Raw genomic sequence first — 20,114 nt, 5'->3', positions numbered from 1 at the left:
GTCTTTCCGGCGGGCTGTGGCGGGGTTCATGTCACACGGCTTCCATGTAGATGAAGCCGCTCGAGAAGCGGCCGCTTTCGGGCACGAACATCAGCAGCTTGTGGCCGGGCTCGATGCGGCCTGAGCGGAACAACTCGTCGAGCATGATGTAGGGCGATGCCGACCCGGTGTTGCCCTTGGTCGCGAGGTTGCTGAACCAGCGCTCGCGCGGAATCGCAAAGCCCATCGCCTCGAGGCAGCGGCTCACGGGTTCGACGAAATAGCCGGACGACAGGTGCGGCAGGAACCAGTCGATGTCGGCCGCCTTCAGGCCGCGCTTCTCGACGATGGCCGCCAGCGGCTCGCCCAGCGTGGCGCGCACGATGTTCTCGTTGAGCAGGCGTACGTCCTGCTTGACCGCGAAGGTCGACTCGCGCCGCCAGTCTTCGGGGGCGGTGCGCGCCCAGCCGTCGAGCCCGCCCTCGGCATTCTTGTCGGCGCCTGCATACATGCACACCGGCAGCTCGTGCGCGGCGGAAGACAGGTCGATCCATTCCACGCGCAGCGACAGCGGGCCGCGCGGCTCGCGCTCGAGCAGCACGGCGCCGGCGCCGTCGGACAGCATCCAGCGCAGGAAGTCTTTCTCGAAGGCGAGCTCCGGCCGCTCTTCGAGCGCCTGGAGCTTGTGCTCGAGCTCGGCCTCGAACCTGGAGCCGCGCATCACGGCGGAGGCCAGTTCCGAGCCGGTGGCCACCGCGCGCCGCGCATCGCCCGAACGCACCGAGAGCCACGCGTGCTTGAGCGCCGTGGTGCCCGCCAGGCAGATGCCCGCGCAAGCCACCACCTCGAGGCGCGGCCAGCCGAGCTCGCCATGCACCATCACCGCGTGGTTGGGCATGAGCTGGTCGGGCAGCGAGGTGCCGGTGGCGAGGCAATCCACCGGGCCGATGTCGCCGAGCGCCCGGATGGCCGAGGCGGTGAGCTGCGCATTGCTCATCGCGAGCCGGCCGGTGGCCCGGTCGATGGCGTAGTGGCGCGACTGGATGCCGTTGCTGCGAAGAATCAGCCGCCGCGCGCGCGAGGCCTTGCCGCCGATGCGGCCGAGGACGTCTTCGATGTCTTCATTGCTGACCGGGGAAAAGGGCAGAAAGGCGGCGGTGCGGGTCAGGAAGACTTCAGTCGTCATAGAGGGGGGAACGGTCCGTGGCCGAGCCCGAAGGGCGTTCGAAGCTGGCTGTCATTTTAGTCAGCCATCCCTTGAACAACGGCCGCAGCAGCGCCTGGAGGCTCAAGCTCACCGGGACGACCGTGACGATGAGCACGAGCAGGAACACCACGTAGAGCAGCAGCAGCGGCTTGCGCTGCCAGGCGCCGGGCCGGCCCGCCGCCATGATGAGCTTGCCCCAGAGGAAAAAGCTGCGCGTGCCGGCCTTTTCGCTGATGAGAAGCCGCGCATCGGCCCGCACCGCGCCCAGGCCCGCGAGCAGCGGCTGCAATCCGCGCTCCAGGTCGTTGCGGAGCGCCTCGCGCAGCGCCCGGCCGAAACGGCCCGCGCCCCGGATCTGTGCCTCGCTCAGGCCGGCATCGGGCATGCCCCAGAAACCGCGCTTGCGGCCCCAGATCAGCCAGGCCGGCGTGGTGAAGAAAGTGGCCAGCGTCGGGCCGGGATCGGTGAGCACCACGTTGTCGATGAGGCGCGCGCCCACCGCGTCGAGCAGGCCCTTGAGCTTCTCGTGAGCCAGCAGCCACATGTTGCGGCAGGCGATGACCGTGACCACCGGCTTGCCCCCGAGCAGGCGCTGCGCCAGAGGGTGCTTCAGGAAGGCGACGACCGGCTGCGACGGCGCCAGGAACCAGACCTGGTACGGCAGGATGACGAGGTCGAAATCTTCGTCGCCCGTGAGCGAGAGCGGCGCGAGCGGCGGCGGCTTCATGTGGGCCGACTCCGGAAACGCGTCGAAGAAGGTCAGGAACGGCCAGGGGAACGGGAAATCCGCCTGCGGGCGCAGGGTTTCGACGTGCACGGAGATCCCCGGATCGGCCCTGAGTGGCGCGACGATCTGCTCCGCGACGCTGCCGAGCTGGCCGGTCTGCGAATAGTGGATCACCAGGACACGTTTGATGCGCGCGGCGGGGCTGGAAATGCTTGAGTTCACTTGCTGGGGCGAGGCGGGGGCCGTCGAATGTAAGCCAACCGTCGCACTGGCGCATCTGCCATTGGTCATGCCGTCGCGTCGATCCCACGGATGGACGAAAAAAAAGGGCCGCACCCTTCGGCGCGGCCCCTCGAGAGAACGCTGTCCTGCGAAAAGCAGCCGCTCAGCGCGCCTTGCCTTCCTTCCAGGCCGTCAGCATCTTGCTGTATTCGATGGTCTCGCCCTTGGGCTTCTCGTTGGCCAGCTTCTTCCACGGGGCGTGCTGGTCGCTGAGCCACTTGTTCGGATCGCCCTTGGCGTTGAGCTTGGGCGCGCAATGGGCCATGCCCGCGCGCTCGAGGCGGGCCATCACGTTGTCCATCTCGTCGGCCAGGTTGTCCATTGCCTTCTGCGGGGTCTTCTCGCCCGTCACGGCCTCGGCCACGTTCTTCCACCAGAGCTGCGCGAGCTTCGGGTAGTCGGGCACGTTGGTGCCGGTGGGCGTCCATGCCACGCGCGCGGGGCTGCGGTAGAACTCGACCAGGCCGCCGAGCTTGGGCGCCATGTCGGTCATGGCCTTGCTCTGGATGTCCGATTCGCGGATCGGCGTCAGGCCCACGATGGTCTTCTTGAGCGAGACGCTCTTGGACGTGACGAACTGGGCATAGAGCCAGGCGGCGGCCGTCTTGTTGGCGTCGTGGCCGTTGAAGAACGACCACGAACCCACGTCCTGGTAGCCGTTCTGCATGCCCTGCTTCCAGTACGGGCCGTTCGGGCCGGGCGCCATGCGCCACTTGGGCGTGCCGTCCTCGTTCACCACGGGCAGGCCCTTCTTGGTCATGTCGGCCGTGAAGGCCGTGTACCAGAAGATCTGCTGTGCGATCTGGCCCTGCGCCGGCACCGGGCCGGCTTCGCCGAAGGTCATGCCCATGGCTTCCTTGGGCGCGTACTTCTTCATCCAGTCGATGTACTTGGTGAGCGCGTACACGGCGGCCGGCGAATTGGTGGCGCCGCCGCGCGACACCGCAGCACCCACGGGCGTGCACTTGTCATCGGCCACGCGGATGCCCCATTCGTCGATCGGCATGCCGTTGGGGTTGCCGATGTCGGCGGTGCCGGCCATCGAAAGCCAGGCGTCGGTGAAGCGCCAGCCCAGCGACGGGTCCTTCTTGCCGTAGTCCATGTGGCCGTAGATCGGCTTGCCGTCGATGGTCTTCACGTCGACGCTGAAGAACTCGGCGATGTCCTCGTAGGCGCTCCAGTTGAGCGGCACGCCCAGGTCGTAGCCGTACTTGGCCTTGAACTTGTCCTTCAGGTCCTTGCGGTCGAACAGGTCGGCGCGGAACCAGTAGAGGTTGGCAAACTGCTGGTCGGGCAGCTGGTAGAGCTTGCCGTCGGGCGCGGTGGTGAACTTGGTGCCGATGAAGTCCTTGATGTCCAGGCCCGGGTTGGTGAACTCCTTGCCCGCGCCGGCCATGTAGTCGGTCAGGTTCATCATCTTGCCGTAGCGGTAGTGCGTACCGATCAGGTCGGAGTCGGAAATCCAGCCGTCATAGATCGACTTGCCCGACTGCATCGAGGTCTGCAGCTTCTCGACCACGTCGCCTTCCTGGATCAGGTCATGCTTCACCTTGATGCCGGTGATTTCCTCGAAAGCCTTGGCGAGCGTCTTCGATTCGTATTCATGCGTGGTGATGGTTTCGGACACCACCGAGATCTCCTTCACGCCCTTCGCCTGCAGCTTCTTGGCCGCATCGATGAACCACTTCATCTCGGCGGTCTGCTGGTCCTTGCTGAGCGTGGATGGCTGGAACTCGCTGTCGATCCATTTCTTGGCCTCGGGCTCTGCGGCCCATGCACCGTGCGCGGCAAACATCGCCGCTGCCATTGCCAATGCCGTGTAGCGCATCTTCATGAATGTGTCTCCTCGGTTGAAAGCTTCCCCGGTTTTTTCGATCGCGGCTCCGGGGAGGCGGAGAGCCGGTCGCGTCTGAAAAGAAATCGTTGGTCCTGGCTTAGCCCTTGCGCATCACCAGCGCGAGCAGCCCCATCGACAGCACGAAGCTGATCCAGATCGAAGGCTCGGCGCCGAGGCTCATCCATTCCTGGAACTTGCCGGCCAGGCCGATGAAGACCAGGTTCAGGTAGGCCGCGGCAAGCAGCCCGATGAAGAGCCGGTCGCCGCGCGTGGTGGCAATGGGCAGCCAGCCGCGCCGCATGGTGGTGGGCGACTTGAACTCCCACACCGTCATGCCAACCAGCATGAGCGCGATGCAGATGAAGAAAACAGCCACCGGGGTGGTCCAGACCATCCAATCGAACATGTTTCCGCCCTCCTCTTAGACCCGGCCCATCGCAAAGCCTTTTGCGATGTAGTGGCGCACGAACCAGATCACGATCGCGCCCGGCACGATGGTGAGCACACCCGCGGCGGCCAGCGTGGCCCAGTCCATGCCGGAGGCGCTCACGGTGCGCGTCATGGTCGCGACGATGGGCTTGGCGTTCACGCTGGTGAGCGTGCGCGCGAGCAGCAGCTCGACCCAGCTGAACATGAAGCAGAAGAACGCCGCCACACCCACGCCGGCCTTGATGAGCGGCAGGAAAATCTTCACGAAGAAGCGCGGGAACGAGTAGCCGTCGATGTACGCCGTCTCGTCGATCTCGCGCGGAATGCCGCTCATGAAGCCTTCGAGGATCCACACCGCCAGCGGCACGTTGAACAGCAGGTGCGCGAGCGCCACGCCCAGGTGGGTGTCCATCAGGCCGACGGTGCTGTAGAGCTGGAAGAACGGCAGTAGGAACACCGCGGGCGGTGTCATGCGGTTGGTCAGCAGCCAGAAGAAGACATGCTTGTCGCCCAGGAACGAATAGCGCGAGAACGCATAGGCTGCCGGCAGCGCCACGGTGAGCGAGATCACGGTGTTGATGGCCACGTAGATCAGGCTGTTGATGTAGCCCGAGTACCACGACTCGTCGGTGAAGATGCGCGCGTAGTTGGCCCAGGTGAGCTCGTGCGGAAAGAACGAGAAGCTCGAGACGATTTCCTCGTTCGTCTTGAAGCTCATGTTGACCATCCAGTAGATGGGCAGCAGCGCGAACAGGATGTAGAGCACCAGGAAGATGCTGCGTTTGCGGAATCTCTTTTCGTTCATGTCAGTGGCTCCAACGCGCGTGTTCGGGGTGCTTCTGTTCAGGGCGGGTGCACAGGCCACCGGGTACTCCCCTCCGCGAATGTCCCCCGCCTTCGGTTCCTCCTTGATTTCGCTGCGGGGAGCACCCGATGCCCTGTGCACCTGGGCACGCTCGGGGTGTACGGCCGATCAACGACCGCTGCGCATAACGCTCCCGTCGATGGGGTGCCTTGCGCAGCGAAATCAAGGAGGAGGCCGCAGGCCGGGGGACATTCGCGGAGCAAGGTACCCCGTCGGCGGGAGCGCGCCCTGAATAGCGGCGTCCCCCATTGCACCTAGAAGAAAGCTCGCTCATTTCTCCACCTCCGCTTCCTGCGTACCCACGCGCTGCATCCAGTTGTAGAGCACGAAGCAGAACAGCAGAATGATCAGGAAATAGATCAGAGAAAAGGCAGCAGCCGGCCCCAGGTCGAACTGCCCCACGGCCTTCTGCGTGAGGTACTGGCTCAGGAAAGTGGTGGAATTGCCCGGACCGCCGCCCGTGAGGACGAAGGGCTCGGTGTAGATCATGAAGCTGTCCATGAAGCGCAGCAGCACCGCGATCATCAGCACGCCGCGCATCTTCGGCAGCTGGATGTAGCGGAACACCGCGAACTTGCTCGCGCCGTCGATGCGCGCGGCCTGGTAGTAGGCGTCGGGCATCGAGCGCAGGCCGGCAAAGCACAGCAGCGCCACCAGCGGCGTCCAGTGCCACACGTCCATCACCAGCACCGTGAGCCACGCGTCCGCCGCACTGCCCGTGTAGTTGTAGTCGACGCCCAGCTTCTGCAGCGCGTGGCCCAGAAGGCCGATATCGGCGCGGCCGTAGATCTGCCAGATGGTGCCGACCACGTTCCACGGGATGAGCAGCGACAGCGCCACCACCACCAGCACCGCCGAAGACTTCCAGCCCTTGGCCGGCATCGACAGCGCCAGGCAAATGCCCAGCGGAATCTCCACCAGCAGCACCGACAGCGAAAAGCCCAGCTGGCGCCAGAGGGCCTGGTGCAGCTCGTCGTCGCGCATCACCGAGGCGAACCATTCGGTGCCGACGAACACGCGCCGGTCGGGCGAGATGATGTCCTGCACCGAATAGTTGACCACCGTCATCAGCGGCACGATGGCCGAGAAGGCCACGCAGATCAGCACCGGCAGCACGAGCCACCAGGCCTTTTGATTGATGGGCTTGTTCGTAGCGTTCATGCGACCAGCTCCTCGTCCTTGTAGTAGCAGGTGTGGGTGTCGAGCACCCGCAGCCACACGGTGTCGCCCACGGCCGGCGGCTGGTCGTCCGAGTGCAGCCGCACCTTGACCACGCCACCGCCGACCTCGGCGCTCAGCATGGCGTGCGTGCCGACGTCCTGCACCTGCTTCACCACGGCCGGCACGGCGCCGGCGGCGCCCGCGTTCGACAGGCGCAGGTACTCGGGCCGGATGCCGATCTTGAGCGCGCCCTGCGGCAGTTCGCGCGTCGGCACGAGCGGCGTGCCCGCCACCTCGAGCGTGCCGCTCGCGCTCTTCGCCGAAAGAAAGTTCATGCCCGGCGAGCCGATGAAGTGACCGACGAAAGTGTGCGCCGGCCGCTCGAACAGCGCCTCGGCGCTGCCCACCTGCACGGCCTTGCCGCGCGTCATCACCACCACCTCTTCGGCGAAGGTGAGCGCCTCGACCTGGTCGTGCGTGACGTAGATCAACGTGAGCTTGAGCTCGCGGTGGATCTGCTTGAGCTTGCGGCGCAGCTGCCACTTGAGGTGCGGATCGATCACCGTCAGCGGCTCGTCGAACAGCACGGCCGAGACGTCGCTGCGCACCAGCCCGCGGCCGAGCGAGATCTTCTGCTTGGCATCGGCCGCGAGGCCCGAGGCGCGCTGGTTCAGCTGGCCGCTCATGTCGAGCATCTCGGCAATCTCGCCCACGCGCTTTTTGATCTGGTCTTCGGGCACCTTGCGGTTGCGCAGCGGGAACGCGAGGTTCTCGGCCACGGTCATGGTGTCGTAAATCACCGGAAACTGGAACACCTGCGCAATGTTGCGTTCCTGCGGCGTGGCGCGCGTCATGTCGCGGCCGTCGAACGTCACAGTGCCCTGCGACGGCACCAAGAGGCCCGAGATGATGTTGAGCATGGTCGTCTTGCCGCAGCCCGAGGGGCCGAGCAAGGCGTACGCGCCGCCGTCGCGGAAGCTCATCTTGAGCGGCAGCAGCGCGTAGTCGCTGTCCTGCGCGGGGTTGGGCCGGTAGGCGTGGGCCAGGTCGAGATCGATGCGAGCCATAGCTAGTTTCCTTTGCGCCATGCCGGCGCCAGCGCCAGCTTTTCGCCGGCATCGAACACATAGGCTTGCGATGCGCTGAAGTACAGCGTGATCGGCGTGCCCAACTCGAAGCGGTGCACACCGGTGAGCTGCGCCACCAGTTCGCCCACCGCCGTCTCGACGTGAACGAAGGTGTCGGAGCCCGAGATTTCGGCCAGCTCCACCTTGCCGGGCAAGGCGATGTCGCCCTCCCCCGCGCCCACGTTCAATGCACTCGCGCGCAGGCCCACCGTGATCGCGCCCGAGACGCTTTCAGGCACGGCCAGTGCCAGCGACGGGCCGCCCGCAAGCTGCACGCGGCCGGCCGCTGCGGTGCCGGCCAGCAGGTTCATCGGCGGATCGCTGAAGGCGCGCGCCACGCGCAGCGACTGCGGCGCATGGAACACCTCGGCGGTCGGGCCGTACTGCAGCAGCTCGCCCTCGTCCATCACGGCCGTGTAGCCGCCCAGCAGCAGCGCCTCGCCGGGTTCGGTGGTGGCGTAGATCACCGTCGAATCGCCGGTGGCGAACAGCTGCGTGAGCTCTTCGCGCAGGCCTTCGCGCAGCTTGTAGTCGAGGTTCACCAGCGGTTCGTCGAGCAGCATCAGCGGCGCGTTCTTGGCCAGCGCGCGCGCCAGCGCCACGCGCTGCTGCTGCCCGCCCGACAGCTCGGCCGGCAGGCGGTCGAGGAACATGCCGATGTGCAGCTTGTCGGCCAGTGCCTTCACGCGCGCCTCGATGTTCTTCTCGCCGCGCAGCTTGAGCGGCGAGGCGATGTTGTCGGCCACCGAGAGCGACGGATAGTTGATGAACTGCTGGTACACCATGGCCACGTTGCGCTCGCGCACCGGCATGCCGGTCACGTCCTTGCCGTCGACCAGCACGCGGCCGGTGCTGGGCGTGTCGAGCCCCGCCATCAGGCGCATCAGGCTGGTCTTGCCGGCCTGGGTGGCGCCCAGCAGCACGGTGACGGCACCACTCTTGGGCGCGATGCCCTGTTCGTAGAGCCAGGTCTGCGCGCCGACCTTCTTGGTGACGCGCTCCAAAGTCAATTGCATCAGCGCTTCCCGTTGATCATGTAGAGGTTGTTCGTTGCGCCCGCCTGCAGCCAGGCGGCCACCTGCAGTCGCTCCTCGGCCGTGTAGCGCAGGCCGAGCTTCGACCGGCGCCAGAGCACGTCGTCGGCGCTCACGGCCCACTCGTCCTGCTGCAGGAAGCGCAGCTCGCGCTCGTGGAGCCCGGGCGCCACGGCGTCGCCCATGTCGGCCATGGACTGCGCATCACCGAGCAGCTCGGCCACGCGCGCACCGTAGGCGCGCGCCAGCCGTCGCGCGAGCCTGGCGTCGAGCCATGCATGGCGCGCCTGCACCGCGGCCACGAAGCGTTCGAAATCGTCGTCGGGCCGCGTGGCGGCGCCGATCCATGCGGAAAGATCGCCGCCGGCCAGAAAGGCGCCATCGGTCCAGGGCGGGCGCTGCGCGCTCGACTGCCCGAGCATCTTGCCGACCTCGTCGGCCGCGTCCTCGGCCAGCTTGCGGAAGGTGGTGATCTTGCCGCCCCACACCGACAGCAGCGGCGCCGCCGCGGTGTTCGATTCGAGCATGTAGTCGCGCGTGACGGCCGATGGGTCGCCCGACGCATCGTCGAGCAGCGGACGCACGCCAGAGTAGGTCCAGACCACGTCGGCCGGCTTGATGGGCTTGTCGAAATAGCGGCTCGCCTGCATGCAGAGGTAGGCGATTTCTTCCTCGGCAATGCGCGCCGCGCCGGGGTCGTCGCCATTCAGCTCGATGTCGGTGGTGCCGATCAGCGTGAACTCGTCCTGGTAGGGAATCGCGAAGATGATCCGCTTGTCGGGGTTCTGGAAGATGTAGGCATGGTCATGCTCGAACAGGCGCGGCACCACGATGTGGCTGCCCTTGACCAGCCGCAGGTGCCGCGTGGCCAGCGCCTCGCCCCTGGCCGATTGCGCCACGCCGCGCAGGAACGATTCCGCCCACGGGCCCGCGGCATTGACCACGGCGCGCGCGCGCACCACGCGGATGCCGCCGTCCGCGGCTTCGAGCGTGGCGGTCCAGCCGTCGGCGTCGCGCTGCGCATGGACGCAGCGGGTGCGCGTGAGTATCTCGGCGCCGCGCGCCCTGGCGTCGATGGCGTTGAGCACCACAAGCCGCGCATCGTCGACCCAGCCGTCGGAATAGACGAAGCCGCGCTTGAACTGCGGCTTGAGCGGCGCGCCGGCCGCATGGCTGCGCAGATCGATGCTGCGCGAGCCCGGCAGCACTTCGCGCTTCGCGAGATGGTCGTACATGAACAGGCCGATGCGGATCATCCAGGCCGGCCGCATCGAAGGGTCGTGCGGCATCACGAAGCGCAGCGGCCACATGATGTGCGGCGCGCTCTTGAGCAGCACCTCGCGCTCCTGCAGCGCCTTGCGCACGAGCGAGAACTCGTAGTACTCCAGGTAACGCAGCCCGCCATGAATGAGCTTGGTGGACGAGGACGAGGTGTGCGAGGCCAGGTCGTCCTTTTCGCACAGCACCACGCGCCAGCCGCGGCCCGCCAGGTCGCGCGCAATGCCGCAGCCATTGATGCCGCCGCCGACGATCAGCACGTCGCAATCGGTTGCCGGCGAGGGCGGATTGGAGGAGAAATCGCTCACAGAAGATGGACCCGTTGGTTCGTGACTTCGATCACGGAAGGGCGCCATTGTATTTTCGCGTCTTTTCATTTGGATTCCTTTTGGCGCGATTTTCCCCCGAGTTTTCCCTTAGTTGTCTTCGTTTTCTTTCGTTTTAAAGTGGCGCGGCCTGTACTCTCTGGAGAGTCTTCACGCTTTCCACGACGCCCCTGTGAACTCCAATCCGCGCCAGATCAATCTTCTCGATACCGTGCGCACGCGCGGCTCGGTCACTGTCGAGCAGCTGGCCGACATGCTGGGCGTCACGCTGCAGACGGTGCGGCGCGACGTGCAGCGGCTGGCCGACCAGGGGTTGCTCACGCGCTTTCACGGCGGCGTGCGCGTGCCGAGCTCCACCACCGAGAACATCGGCTACCAGCAGCGCGAAACGCTGCATGCGGAAGGCAAGGCGCGCATCGCGCGGCGCGTGGCCGAGCTGGTGCCCAACGACTGCTCGCTGATCCTCAACATCGGCACCACCACCGAGGCCATCGCCAAGGCGCTGCTGCGCCACACGGGGCTGCGCGTGATCACCAACAACCTGAACGTGGCGACCATCCTGAGCGGCAACACGTCGTGCGAGGTGATCGTGGCGGGCGGTTCGGTGCGTCCGCGCGACCGCGCGATCGTGGGCGAGGCGACCATCGATTTCATCCGCCAGTTCAAGGTGGACATTGCGCTGATCGGCGTGTCGAGCATCGAGCCGGACGGGTCGCTGCGCGATTTCGACCTGCGCGAGGTGAAGGTGGCGCAAACCATCATCGCGCAGGGGCGCGAGGTGTGGCTCGCGGCGGATGCGAGCAAGTTCAACCGGCCCGCGATGATCCAGCTGGGCACGCTGTCGCAGATCGACCGCCTCTTTACCGACGCGGAGCCGCCTGCGCCTTTTGCCGATCTGCTGCATGCGGCGCAGGTTCGGCTCGAGATCGCGCGCGACTGAAAAATGGCCCGTTCGTTTTCTGTTCGTCCCATTGTGCGTTTGGCGCTTTGTTCAGGGCGCGCTCCCGCCGACGGGGTACCTTGCTCCGCGAATGTCCTCCGGCCTGCGGCCTCCCCCTTGATTTCGCTGCGCAAGGCACCCCATCGACGGGATCGTTGGCCAGAGCGGTTGTTGATCAGCGGTTCACCAGCAGCGTGCCCAGGTGCACAGGGCATCGGGTGCTCCCCGCAGCGAAATCAAGGAGGAGGCCGCAGGCCGGGGGACATTCGCGGAGGGGAGTACCCGGTGGCCTGTGCACGCGCCCTGAACAACAGCGTCCTGAACAACAGCGCTCTGAACAACAGCATCGAGAACAACAGCGCCAAGAACAGCAACGCCAAGAAAAGACAAGCCTCATGACCAGACCCCGAGGAACACCCAAGCCATGACCTACCTGCTCGCCCTCGACCAGGGCACCTCCAGCTCGCGCAGCATCGTGTTCGACCGCGAAGGCCGCATCGTCGCCATCGCGCAAAAGGAACTCACCCAGATCTATCCGCGGCCGGGCTGGGTCGAGCACGACCCGATGGAGATCTGGCAGAGCCAGCTTGCCACCGCACGCGAAGTGCTCCTCAAGGCGAAGCTGCAGGCCACCGATATCCACGCCATCGGCATCACCAACCAGCGCGAAACCACCCTGCTGTGGAACCGCAAGACCGGCCAGCCGGTGCACCACGCCATCGTCTGGCAGGACCGGCGCGCCGAGCCGCTGTGCGCGCAGCTGCGCGACCAAGGCATGACCGGCACCATTCAGGAGAAGACCGGGCTCGTCATCGATGCCTATTTTTCCGGCACCAAGCTGCGCTGGCTGCTCGACAACGTGCCCGGCGTGCGCGCGCAGGCCGAGCGCGGCGAGCTCGCTTTCGGCACCGTCGACAGCTGGCTCATGTGGCAGCTCACCGGTGGCAAGGTGCATGTGACGGACGTGAGCAACGCCTCGCGCACGATGCTCTTCAACGTGCACCGCAACGAATGGGATGCGGACCTGCTCAAGGCGCTCGACATTCCCGCCGCGCTCATGCCCAAGGTGCAACCGTCGAGTTCGCACTTCGCCGACACCGATGCCGCGCTGCTCGGCCGCGCGCTGCCCATCGGCGGCGTGGCCGGCGACCAACAGAGCGCCCTCTTCGGCCAGGCCTGCTTTGCGGCCGGCATGGCCAAGAACACCTACGGCACCGGCTGCTTCCTGCTGATGCACACGGGCGGCGAGTTCCAGCCCTCGCACAACGGCCTGCTCGTGACCAGCGCCGCGCAAACCGACGCGACACCGCAGTACGCGATGGAAGGCAGCGTGTTCGTCGGCGGCGCCGTGGTGCAGTGGCTGCGCGACGGCCTGAAGGCCATCAAGGGCAGTGCCGAAGTGCAGTCGCTCGCCGAAAGCGTGCCCGACGCGGGCGGCGTGATGATGGTGCCGGCCTTCACCGGCCTCGGCGCGCCCTACTGGGATGCTGACGCGCGCGGCACCATCACCGGCCTCACGCGCGGGACCACGGTGGCGCACATCGCGCGCGCCGCGCTCGAGAGCATCGCCTACCAGAGCGCCGCGCTGCTGCAGGCCATGAGCCGCGATGCGGTGGCGGCCGGCGGCACGCCCGTCGCCGAACTGCGCGTGGACGGCGGCGCCAGCGTGAACGACCTGCTGATGCAGTTCCAGGCCGACCTGCTGGGCATTCCCGTGGTGCGGCCCGAGGTTATCGAGACCACCGCGCTCGGCGCGGCCTACCTTGCGGGCCTGTCGACCGGCGTCTACAGCGACGCGCGGCAGCTCTCGAAATTGTGGAAGGTGGAGCGGCGCTTCATGCCGACCATGGGCCGCGCGCAGGCCGAGGAATCGATGGCGCGCTGGGAGCGCGCGGTGCGGCAGGCCACGGCGACCTGAGGCCGCAGCCCCAAAGACCCCGGGCCGGCGGGGACACTGGGCCCCAGCCGCGTGTGTGCCGGGGCAGAATTCGGCCGCCCTCCGACTTGCCTTGCTGTCCGCTTGACCTTGCCTTTCACCGAAGCGTCCGCGCCCCGGAACGACTCCCGCCAGAACGTCCTGCTTGCCTGCGGCGCGGTCGGCGCCACGCTGTTGGCACTTATCGCGCTGGGCCATGACGGCCGCCGCATCGCCCAAGTCGCGGTGCTTGCCGCGCCGATGGTGCTGTGGCTCGCATGGCCGTTGCGCAGAGCCCGGCTGCGGCGCGTGCGCGCGGCGCTCGTCTGGCTCTGGGTCATGGGCTTCGCGCTCGACGGCGTGATGCGTGCCTACCTGCTCGACACCTACCAAGCGGCCCCCGATGGGGCCATGGTGTTGGGCGCCGTGGCCAACACCAATGCACGCGAAGGCACCGAATACCTGAGGATGCATTGGCGATCCGCCGTTGTCTGGTCGGCGGTGGTGCTGGCCGCCGGCATGCTGGCGGCCGTGTTCGTGCGGCGCGGCGCGGTGGCGGCTTCAGCTTCGGCGGCACCCGCCACCCGCCCGCGCCTTCCGTTCTGGCTGAGATCGCTGCTGCTCGCCGTGCTGCTGCTGGCCTGCCTGGCCTATGCGAGCAAGCCGTGGCGCCGCCTTCATCCCGCGCTCTTCTGGACCCAGTGGTCGCATTCGGTCCACACGCTGCGCGCCGCATGGGCCGATCAGCAGCAGATGCGCGACCGCATGATGGCGCACGCCAGAGCCATCGCGCCCGTGCCGCTGGAAGCCGGCCCGTCGACGGTGGTGCTGGTGATCACCGACAGCATCAATCGCGACAACATGGCGCTCTATGGCTACGGCCGCCCCACCACGCCCCGCCTGCTGGCGCACAAGGCGCAGGCCGGCGGCCAGATGGCCGTGCTGCAGAACGCGTGGTCGGCGGATGCGAGCACCCTGCCCGCGCTGCGCAACATGTTCCATTTCGGCCTGCCCGAAAGCGAGAACCCGCCGCACCTGCTGGCACTGGCGCGCGCCGCCGGCTACAAGGTCTGGTGGATCAGCAACCACGACGACCTGGCCATCGAGCAGCAGCATGCGCGCTTCGCCGATGTGGTGGACATGGTGAACCGCACGCCCGGCCGCGCCAGCGCCTCGCTCGACGGCGAGATCCTCGACTGCGTGCAGGAAGCGCAGCGGGACGCGAGCGCCGAACGCAAGCTGATCGTGGTTCACCTCATGGGCGCACATCCGCACTACAGCCTGCGCTTTCCCGAGAACGCCAATCCGTTCGACGACGACATCGACGCGGTCGAGACGGGCCTGGTGAAGAACGGCCGGTCGGCCTGGGTGCGCCGCTTCCGCCAGGAGTACGACGCCGCGCTGCTGTATCACGATTTCGTGGTGTCCGAGCTTTTGCAGCAGACGCGCAGCACGGGCAGGCCGGACGACTACCGCGCCTGGATGTACCTGTCGGACCACGGCCAGGAAGTGGGGCATGGCAGCGACCGCGCGGGCCACAGCCCTTCGACCGCTTCGGGCTACCGCATTCCGGCCGTGATCTGGCGCAACCGCGAAGCAATGCCGCACGGCGCTGCGCAGCAGCAGCCCTTTCGTGCCGACTGGACAGCCTGGACCCTGATGGATCTGCTCAAGATTCGCTGGAGCCACCAGATGCCGGAGCGCAACGTGCTGGACGCTGCGTACCGCTGGCAACCGCCGAAGATCCCGGTGGCCGCCGAGTCGTTCTCGCGCTGAAGACGGGCCGCTGCGGCACCCTTGCTCAGTGCGCCGGGACGAGAAAGTCCTGGCTGATCCGCCCGCCGAGTTCGTTCACCCGGTCGAGGAACTGCGTGAGGTAGGCGTGCAGCCCGGTCGCAAGAATCTCGTCGACGCGCGCGTACTGCAGGTCGGCCAGCAGCTTGCCGGCGCGGCGCTGGGTTTCTGCGCTCTGCTCGTTCTGCACCTTGGCGAGGTTGTTCACCACTTCGGCCAGGCTCGCATGCAGCGAACGCGGCATGTCGGCGCGAAGAATGAGCAGCTCGGCCACGCGCTCGGGCTTGATCACGTCGCGGTACACCTTGCGGTACACCTCGAAGGCCGAGACGCTGCGCAGGATGGCGCTCCAGTGATAGAAGTCGTACTCCTGGTCTTCCTCCGTGGCGGTACCGAAGAACTCGCTGTTGAGCGCGTGGAACTTCACGTCCACCAGCCGCGCGGTGTTGTCGGCGCGCTCCAGAAAGGTGCCAAGGCGCGAGAAGTAGAACGCCTCGTCCTGCAGCATGGTGCCGAGCGTGACGCCGCGCGACAGGTGCGAGCGGAACTTGACCCATTCGAAGAACTGGGCCGGATCGCGTTCGAAATCGCCGGCGCGCAGCATGCGGTTGACTTCGAGCCAGGTGGTGTTCTGCGTTTCCCAGGCCTCGGTGGTGAGCGCGCCGCGAACCGCCCGCGCGTTCTCGCGCGCGGCCTTGAGGCAGGAAAGGATCGAAGATGGATTGCTCTCGTCCTTGACCATGAACTCCATCACGTCGTGCGGCGTGATCTGCTCGTACTTCTTGTTGTACGAGGGCAGCAGTTCGCTGATGGACAGCACGCCCTGCCAGCCGTACTTGGCCACTTCGGCCGATTGGGGCAAGAGCGAGGTCTGGTAGTTGACGTCGAGCATGCGCGCGGTGTTCTCCGCGCGCTCGGTGTAGCGGGACATCCAGTAGAGATGATCTGCGGTGCGTGACAGCATCGTTTGTGCTCCTACGATTGGCTTTGCGACTGCGTGGCGGCCGCCTTGGGCCTGGGCGCGCGGTCGGCTTCGAGAATCCAGGTGTCCTTGGTGCCACCGCCCTGCGACGAATTGACCACCAGCGAGCCCTCCTTGAGCGCCACGCGCGTGAGGCCGCCGGGCACCATCTGCACCTCGCTGCCCGAAAGCACAAAGGGGCGCAGGTCGATGTGGCGCGGCGCAATGCCGGCGTCCACGAAGGTCGGCGAGGTCGACAGGCTCAGCGTGGGCTGCGCGATGTAGCCGTCGGGCTTGGCGATCACGGCCTTCTTGAAGTCCTCGATCTCGGCCTGCGTGGCGGCCGGGCCGATCAGCATGCCGTAGCCGCCGGCGCCGTGCACCTCCTTGACGACCAGATCCTTCATGTTGTCGAGCGTGTACTGCAGCTCTTCCTTGTTGCGGCACATGTAGGTGGGCACGTTCTTCAGGATCGGCTTTTCGCCGAGGTAGAACTCGACCATCTTGGGCACATAGGGATAGATCGACTTGTCATCGGCCACGCCGGTGCCCACCGCATTGCAGATGACGACGTTGCCATCGCGGTAGGCGCGCATCAGGCCCGCGCAGCCGAGCGTGGACGTGGGGCGGAACACCTCGGGGTCGAGAAAATCGTCGTCGACGCGGCGGTAGATGACATCGACCCGCCGCGGCCCGCGCGTGGTGCGCATGTAGACGAAGTTGTCCTTCACGAACAGGTCCTGCCCCTCGACCAGTTCCACGCCCATCTGCTGGGCCAGGAAGGCATGCTCGAAGTAGGCGCTGTTGTACATGCCGGGCGTGAGCACCACCACCGTGGGCTCGGCCGTGGCGGCGGGCGCGCTGGCGCGCAGCGTTTCGAGCAGCAGGTCGGGGTAGTGCGCAACCGGTGCGATGCGGTTCTGGTTGAACAGCTCGGGAAAGAGCCGCATCATCATCTTGCGGTTCTCCAGCATGTAGCTCACGCCGCTGGGCACGCGCAGGTTGTCTTCGAGCACGTAGTACTCGCCGTTGCCCTGGGCATCGGGGGCGCGAACGATGTCGATGCCCGAGATGTTGGAGTAGACGTTGTGCGGCACGCTGACGCCCATCATCTCGGGGCGGAACTGCGCGTTGTTCAGGATCTGCTCGGCCGGAATGATGCCGGCCTTGATGATTTCCTGGTCGTGGTAGACGTCATGCAGGAAGCGGTTGAGCGCCGTGACGCGCTGCACCAGTCCCTTTTCCATGCTCTCCCACTCATGGGCGGGAATGATGCGCGGCAGCAGGTCGAACGGGATGAGCCGCTCGGTGCCGGAACCGTCCTCGTCCTTGGCGCCGTACACCGCAAAGGTGATGCCGACCCGGCGGAAGATCATTTCCGCCTCTTCGCGCCGCGATCGCATCACCTCGCCGGGTTGCTTCGCGAGCCATTGGTCGTAGCGCTTGTAGTGCTGTCGGATTGCAGCCCCCGCATAGGGCAACTGCTCATACATCTCATCGAATTTGTGCATGGAACGACCAATCTCCTTGAGCCATAGCTTAGCAAGTTCGAGGCCAGTGAAAGCCCTATGTTGAGGCGGAACGCCGCGCCGCCGCCCGCTTTCACGGCAGGCGGTGGTGCCAATAGCGGGCATTGCGCTCCCGTTCGCAGCCGACTTCGGCCGGTTCCCGGCTGCGCCACAGCATGGCGCCGCAGGGCACGCTCTCGACCAGCTTCACGCCATGCGCGGCATAGCGTTCGACCACTTCCGGGGCCGGGTGGCCGAATCGGTTGCGGTAGCCCGCCTGTACCAGCGCGACGCGCGGGCGCACCGCCTCGAGGAAAACGGCGCTCGACGAGCTTTTGCTGCCATGGTGCGGCGCGAGCAACACGTCAGCGCGCAGCTGCGGGGTTCGCGCCACCAGCGCGGCCTCCTGCAGGCGCTCGATATCGCCGGCCAGCAGCACCGTGGCGCGGCCGTTGGCGATGCGCAGCACGCAGGAAATGGCATTGGGCTTGGTGAAAGACAGATAGTCGGCTGGGGCCGGGTGAAGAATCTCGAATTCCACGCCGTCCCAGGTCCAGCGCTGGCCCGCCTCGCAGCGCCTGGCCGGCCGCACCGACTGCAGCGGGTGCGCGGCTTCGATCGAGCTCAGCAGCGCGGCCTGCGGCTGCATCGCGAGCACCGCGGCCGCGCCGCCGGTGTGGTCGCTGTCGCGGTGGCTCAGCACCAGCATGTCCAGCCGCTCGTCGAAGGCGCGCAGCAGGGGCACGAGCACGCGATGGCCGGCGTCGCTCTCCAGGCTGTAGCGCGGACCCGCGTCGTACAGCAGGCTGTGCGTTGCCGTGCGCACCAGCACTGCGTTCCCCTGCCCGATGTCCGCGGCCAGCAGTTCGAACTGCCCCGCGGCCGGCCGGGGCGCGTGCCAGAGCAGCACCGGCAAGAGGAGCGGCAGGCCCAGCGTGCGCAGCGACCACGGCAGGCGCATGGCGAGCAGCACGCCGCCCGCCACCCCGCAGGCCGCCATCCACACGGGCGGCGCCGCCATCGAGAGCGTGGCATACGGCAGTGCGGCCAGCCACCGCAGCAGCAGGGCCAGCACCTGCACGGCCCATGCAGCAAGATCCCAGAGCGGCGGCGCCACGGCACCCAGCATGGCCAGCGGCGTGACCACCAGCGTGACCCAGGGGATCGCCACCGCATTGGCCAGCAGGCCCACCACCGACACCTGCTGGAAAAGCAGCAAGCTCAGCGGGGTGAGCGCGAGCGTGATCACCCATTGCTCGCGGAAGAACGCCAGCAGCCGGGCCGATTTTCCCGCCGTCTCCTCGGCCGGCCGCATGAAGCCGGTCGCGAACAGGATGCCGACCGCGACAAAGCTGAGCCAGAAGCCGGCCTGCATCAGCGCCCACGGATCGACGGCCACCACCACCGCCGCGATCAGCAGCCAGACATGGGGCCATGGCCAGCGCCGCCCCGTGAGCCGCAGCAGCGCCGCCGTGGCCAGCATCCAGACCGTGCGCTGCGAAGGCACGCCCCAGCCGCTGAACAGCGCATAGAGCCCGGCCAGCAGCACCCCGCCGGCCAGCGCGGCCTGCGGCGCGGGAATGCGAAGCATCAGCCGCCCGCTGCGCCGCCACAGCGCGCCCACCGCATGCGCGGCAAGCCAGGCAAACATCGTGATGTGCAGCCCCGAGATCGACATCAGGTGCGCGACGCCGGTGGCGCGAAACACATCCCAGTCGCTGCGGTCGATGGCGCCCTGGTCGCCGGTGACAAGGGCAGCGATGACACCGGCCTGCCGCGCGTCGGCCACGCGTTCGAACACCGCGTCGCGCACCGCTTCCCGTGCACGCTCGACGGGATGCAGCCATGTGGACTGCAGGCGTGCCGGTGCGGCATCGCGGGCACCCGTTCGCACATAGCCGCTGGCATGCACGCCCTGCTCCCACAGCCACAGCTCGTTGTCGAAGCCGTGCGGATTGAGATTGCCGTGCGGCGCCTTGAGCCGCACCGTGAGGCGCCAGCGTTCGCCTGCATGCAGCGCAGCCGCATCGCCGGCGGTCGCCGTCGCAGCAGCACGGCTCTCCGGAGCACGCCCCCAGAGACTCGTGTCGTCGCGGTACCAGCCGAGCGTGATGCGTGCCGGAACGCGCGGTGCGGACGCAAGCCGTTCATCGGCCCAGCGTGCCGATTCGACGTCGAGCCGAAAGCGCGTGCCGCCCTCGTTGCGCTGGGGCATCTGCGCGACCACGCCCACCACTTGCAAGTCGCGGCCTTCGAGGGCCGGATCCAGTGCGCCCTCTGCATAGGCCGCCGCGCGCCAGCCCGCGAGCCCGCCGGCGGCCAGCGCACCGCAGGCCAGGGCCACGGCCATCGCGAGCGCCGCCGGCATGCGCCAGACGCGAAGCGGCGGCCGCCATCGCCGCGACAGCCCCGCCAAGCCGGCCAGGCCTGCAAAGAGCAACGCCGCATAGGCCCCCGCGCTCCACAGCCTCGGCTGATGCAATTGCAAGGCCGCGCCGAGCAGCGATCCGCCCAGCGCGGCAAAGGCCCACGACGCCGCCGCGGCGCCGCCGGACGCGCGCGCCGGCCTCACCGGCAAACTCCAGAACACATGGTGCAAACCCTCCCCGGACTCACGCTCAGTGGCGCGTTAATTGCTTTGCTTCCAGGGCCTGCCACCAATTCTCAAGGGCGCTTAATTGGTGACAGGCCCTAGGCTAGTATGCGTCTCACAAGAGACATCTTCTCGATGCAATCTCGCAGTA

At 67.1% G+C, this 20,114-nt stretch carries 15 protein-coding genes; 3 read left to right on the top strand and 12 right to left on the bottom strand.

Features of this window, described 5'->3' with window-relative positions:
* Positions 1–31 precede the first annotated feature (31 nt).
* The 9 genes from QFZ47_RS22595 to glpD all read right to left on the bottom strand — a co-directional run bounded on the left by QFZ47_RS22595 (position 32) and on the right by glpD (position 10,303).
* Positions 32–1,165 carry a beta-ketoacyl-ACP synthase III gene (locus QFZ47_RS22595; RefSeq protein ID WP_307657758.1) on the bottom strand — a complete coding sequence of 378 codons (1,134 nt, stop codon included), beginning with the start codon at positions 1,163–1,165 and terminating at the stop codon, positions 32–34.
* Positions 1,155–2,135, bottom strand: coding sequence for a dialkylrecorsinol condensing enzyme (locus QFZ47_RS22590; RefSeq protein ID WP_307657757.1), 981 nt, complete (start codon positions 2,133–2,135; stop codon positions 1,155–1,157). Before QFZ47_RS22590 ends, QFZ47_RS22595 begins: the two co-directional genes overlap by 11 nt.
* Before the next feature lie 163 nt (positions 2,136–2,298).
* Positions 2,299–4,029, bottom strand: coding sequence for an ABC transporter substrate-binding protein (locus QFZ47_RS22585; protein WP_307657756.1), 1,731 nt, complete (start codon positions 4,027–4,029; stop codon positions 2,299–2,301).
* 100 nt (positions 4,030–4,129) lie between these two features.
* Positions 4,130–4,438 carry a DUF2160 domain-containing protein gene (locus QFZ47_RS22580; protein ID WP_307657755.1) on the bottom strand — a complete coding sequence of 103 codons (309 nt, stop codon included), beginning with the start codon at positions 4,436–4,438 and terminating at the stop codon, positions 4,130–4,132.
* Between the two features lie 15 nt (positions 4,439–4,453).
* Complete coding sequence (locus QFZ47_RS22575) at positions 4,454–5,266, bottom strand: carbohydrate ABC transporter permease (protein WP_145747294.1); 813 nt, start codon at positions 5,264–5,266, stop codon at positions 4,454–4,456.
* A 330-nt stretch (positions 5,267–5,596) separates the two neighbouring features.
* Positions 5,597–6,487: a carbohydrate ABC transporter permease gene (locus QFZ47_RS22570; RefSeq protein ID WP_307657754.1), complete on the bottom strand. Its 891-nt coding sequence runs from the start codon at positions 6,485–6,487 to the stop codon at positions 5,597–5,599.
* The gene (locus QFZ47_RS22565) at positions 6,484–7,554 is read right to left on the bottom strand and encodes an ABC transporter ATP-binding protein (protein WP_307657753.1); all 1,071 of its coding nucleotides are present in this window, start codon (positions 7,552–7,554) and stop codon (positions 6,484–6,486) included. Before QFZ47_RS22565 ends, QFZ47_RS22570 begins: the two co-directional genes overlap by 4 nt.
* A 2-nt stretch (positions 7,555–7,556) precedes the next feature.
* A complete protein-coding gene (locus tag QFZ47_RS22560; protein ID WP_307657752.1) occupies positions 7,557–8,630 on the bottom strand; it encodes an ABC transporter ATP-binding protein in 1,074 nt (357 codons plus the stop codon).
* On the bottom strand, positions 8,630–10,303 hold the full coding sequence (glpD, locus tag QFZ47_RS22555) for a glycerol-3-phosphate dehydrogenase (protein ID WP_307657751.1): 1,674 nt from the start codon (positions 10,301–10,303) through the stop codon (positions 8,630–8,632). The genes QFZ47_RS22560 and glpD overlap by 1 nt, the downstream gene beginning before the upstream one ends.
* Before the next feature lie 121 nt (positions 10,304–10,424).
* Here glpD and QFZ47_RS22550 point away from each other — a divergent pair, with 121 nt between their 5' ends.
* The 3 genes from QFZ47_RS22550 (at position 10,425) to QFZ47_RS22540 (ending at position 14,883) form a co-directional block, all read left to right on the top strand.
* Positions 10,425–11,192, top strand: coding sequence for a DeoR/GlpR family DNA-binding transcription regulator (locus tag QFZ47_RS22550; protein WP_018907393.1), 768 nt, complete (start codon positions 10,425–10,427; stop codon positions 11,190–11,192).
* Between the two features lie 424 nt (positions 11,193–11,616).
* Positions 11,617–13,110: a glycerol kinase GlpK gene (glpK, locus tag QFZ47_RS22545; RefSeq protein ID WP_307657750.1), complete on the top strand. Its 1,494-nt coding sequence runs from the start codon at positions 11,617–11,619 to the stop codon at positions 13,108–13,110.
* Between the two features lie 108 nt (positions 13,111–13,218).
* A complete protein-coding gene (locus QFZ47_RS22540) occupies positions 13,219–14,883 on the top strand; it encodes a phosphoethanolamine transferase (protein ID WP_307657749.1) in 1,665 nt (554 codons plus the stop codon).
* A 25-nt stretch (positions 14,884–14,908) separates the two neighbouring features.
* On the opposite strand, the gene QFZ47_RS22535 is transcribed toward QFZ47_RS22540, so the two are convergent.
* The 3 genes from QFZ47_RS22535 to QFZ47_RS22525 all read right to left on the bottom strand — a co-directional run bounded on the left by QFZ47_RS22535 (position 14,909) and on the right by QFZ47_RS22525 (position 19,942).
* The gene (locus QFZ47_RS22535) at positions 14,909–15,865 is read right to left on the bottom strand and encodes an alpha-E domain-containing protein (protein WP_307657748.1); all 957 of its coding nucleotides are present in this window, start codon (positions 15,863–15,865) and stop codon (positions 14,909–14,911) included.
* An 11-nt stretch (positions 15,866–15,876) separates the two neighbouring features.
* Entirely contained in the window at positions 15,877–17,373 is a 1,497-nt protein-coding gene (locus QFZ47_RS22530; RefSeq protein ID WP_307657747.1) for a circularly permuted type 2 ATP-grasp protein, read from the bottom strand.
* Between the two features lie 91 nt (positions 17,374–17,464).
* A complete protein-coding gene (locus QFZ47_RS22525; RefSeq protein WP_307657746.1) occupies positions 17,465–19,942 on the bottom strand; it encodes a DNA internalization-related competence protein ComEC/Rec2 in 2,478 nt (825 codons plus the stop codon).
* Positions 19,943–20,114: the final 172 nt, after the last annotated feature.

Source organism: Variovorax paradoxus (genome assembly GCF_030815975.1).
GTDB lineage: Bacteria > Pseudomonadota > Gammaproteobacteria > Burkholderiales > Burkholderiaceae_C > Variovorax > Variovorax paradoxus_N.
The sequence above is the reverse complement of the archived record's forward strand: the minus strand, read 5'-3'. Positions and strand labels throughout refer to the sequence as shown.

Excerpts from the sequence above, each read along its gene's own strand:
- QFZ47_RS22595 (WP_307657758.1), bottom strand. The coding sequence starts at position 1,165 with ATGACGACTGAAGTCTTCCTGACCCGCACCGCCGCCTTTCTGCCCTTT.
- QFZ47_RS22575 (WP_145747294.1), bottom strand. The coding sequence starts at position 5,266 with ATGAACGAAAAGAGATTCCGCAAACGCAGCATCTTCCTGGTGCTCTAC.
- glpD (WP_307657751.1), bottom strand. The coding sequence starts at position 10,303 with ATGAAAAGACGCGAAAATACAATGGCGCCCTTCCGTGATCGAAGTCAC.
- QFZ47_RS22580 (WP_307657755.1), bottom strand. The coding sequence starts at position 4,438 with ATGTTCGATTGGATGGTCTGGACCACCCCGGTGGCTGTTTTCTTCATC.
- QFZ47_RS22560 (WP_307657752.1), bottom strand. The coding sequence starts at position 8,630 with ATGCAATTGACTTTGGAGCGCGTCACCAAGAAGGTCGGCGCGCAGACC.
- QFZ47_RS22535 (WP_307657748.1), bottom strand. The coding sequence starts at position 15,865 with ATGCTGTCACGCACCGCAGATCATCTCTACTGGATGTCCCGCTACACC.
- glpK (WP_307657750.1), top strand. The coding sequence starts at position 11,617 with ATGACCTACCTGCTCGCCCTCGACCAGGGCACCTCCAGCTCGCGCAGC.
- QFZ47_RS22530 (WP_307657747.1), bottom strand. The coding sequence starts at position 17,373 with ATGCACAAATTCGATGAGATGTATGAGCAGTTGCCCTATGCGGGGGCT.
- QFZ47_RS22570 (WP_307657754.1), bottom strand. The coding sequence starts at position 6,487 with ATGAACGCTACGAACAAGCCCATCAATCAAAAGGCCTGGTGGCTCGTG.
- QFZ47_RS22585 (WP_307657756.1), bottom strand. The coding sequence starts at position 4,029 with ATGAAGATGCGCTACACGGCATTGGCAATGGCAGCGGCGATGTTTGCC.
- QFZ47_RS22565 (WP_307657753.1), bottom strand. The coding sequence starts at position 7,554 with ATGGCTCGCATCGATCTCGACCTGGCCCACGCCTACCGGCCCAACCCC.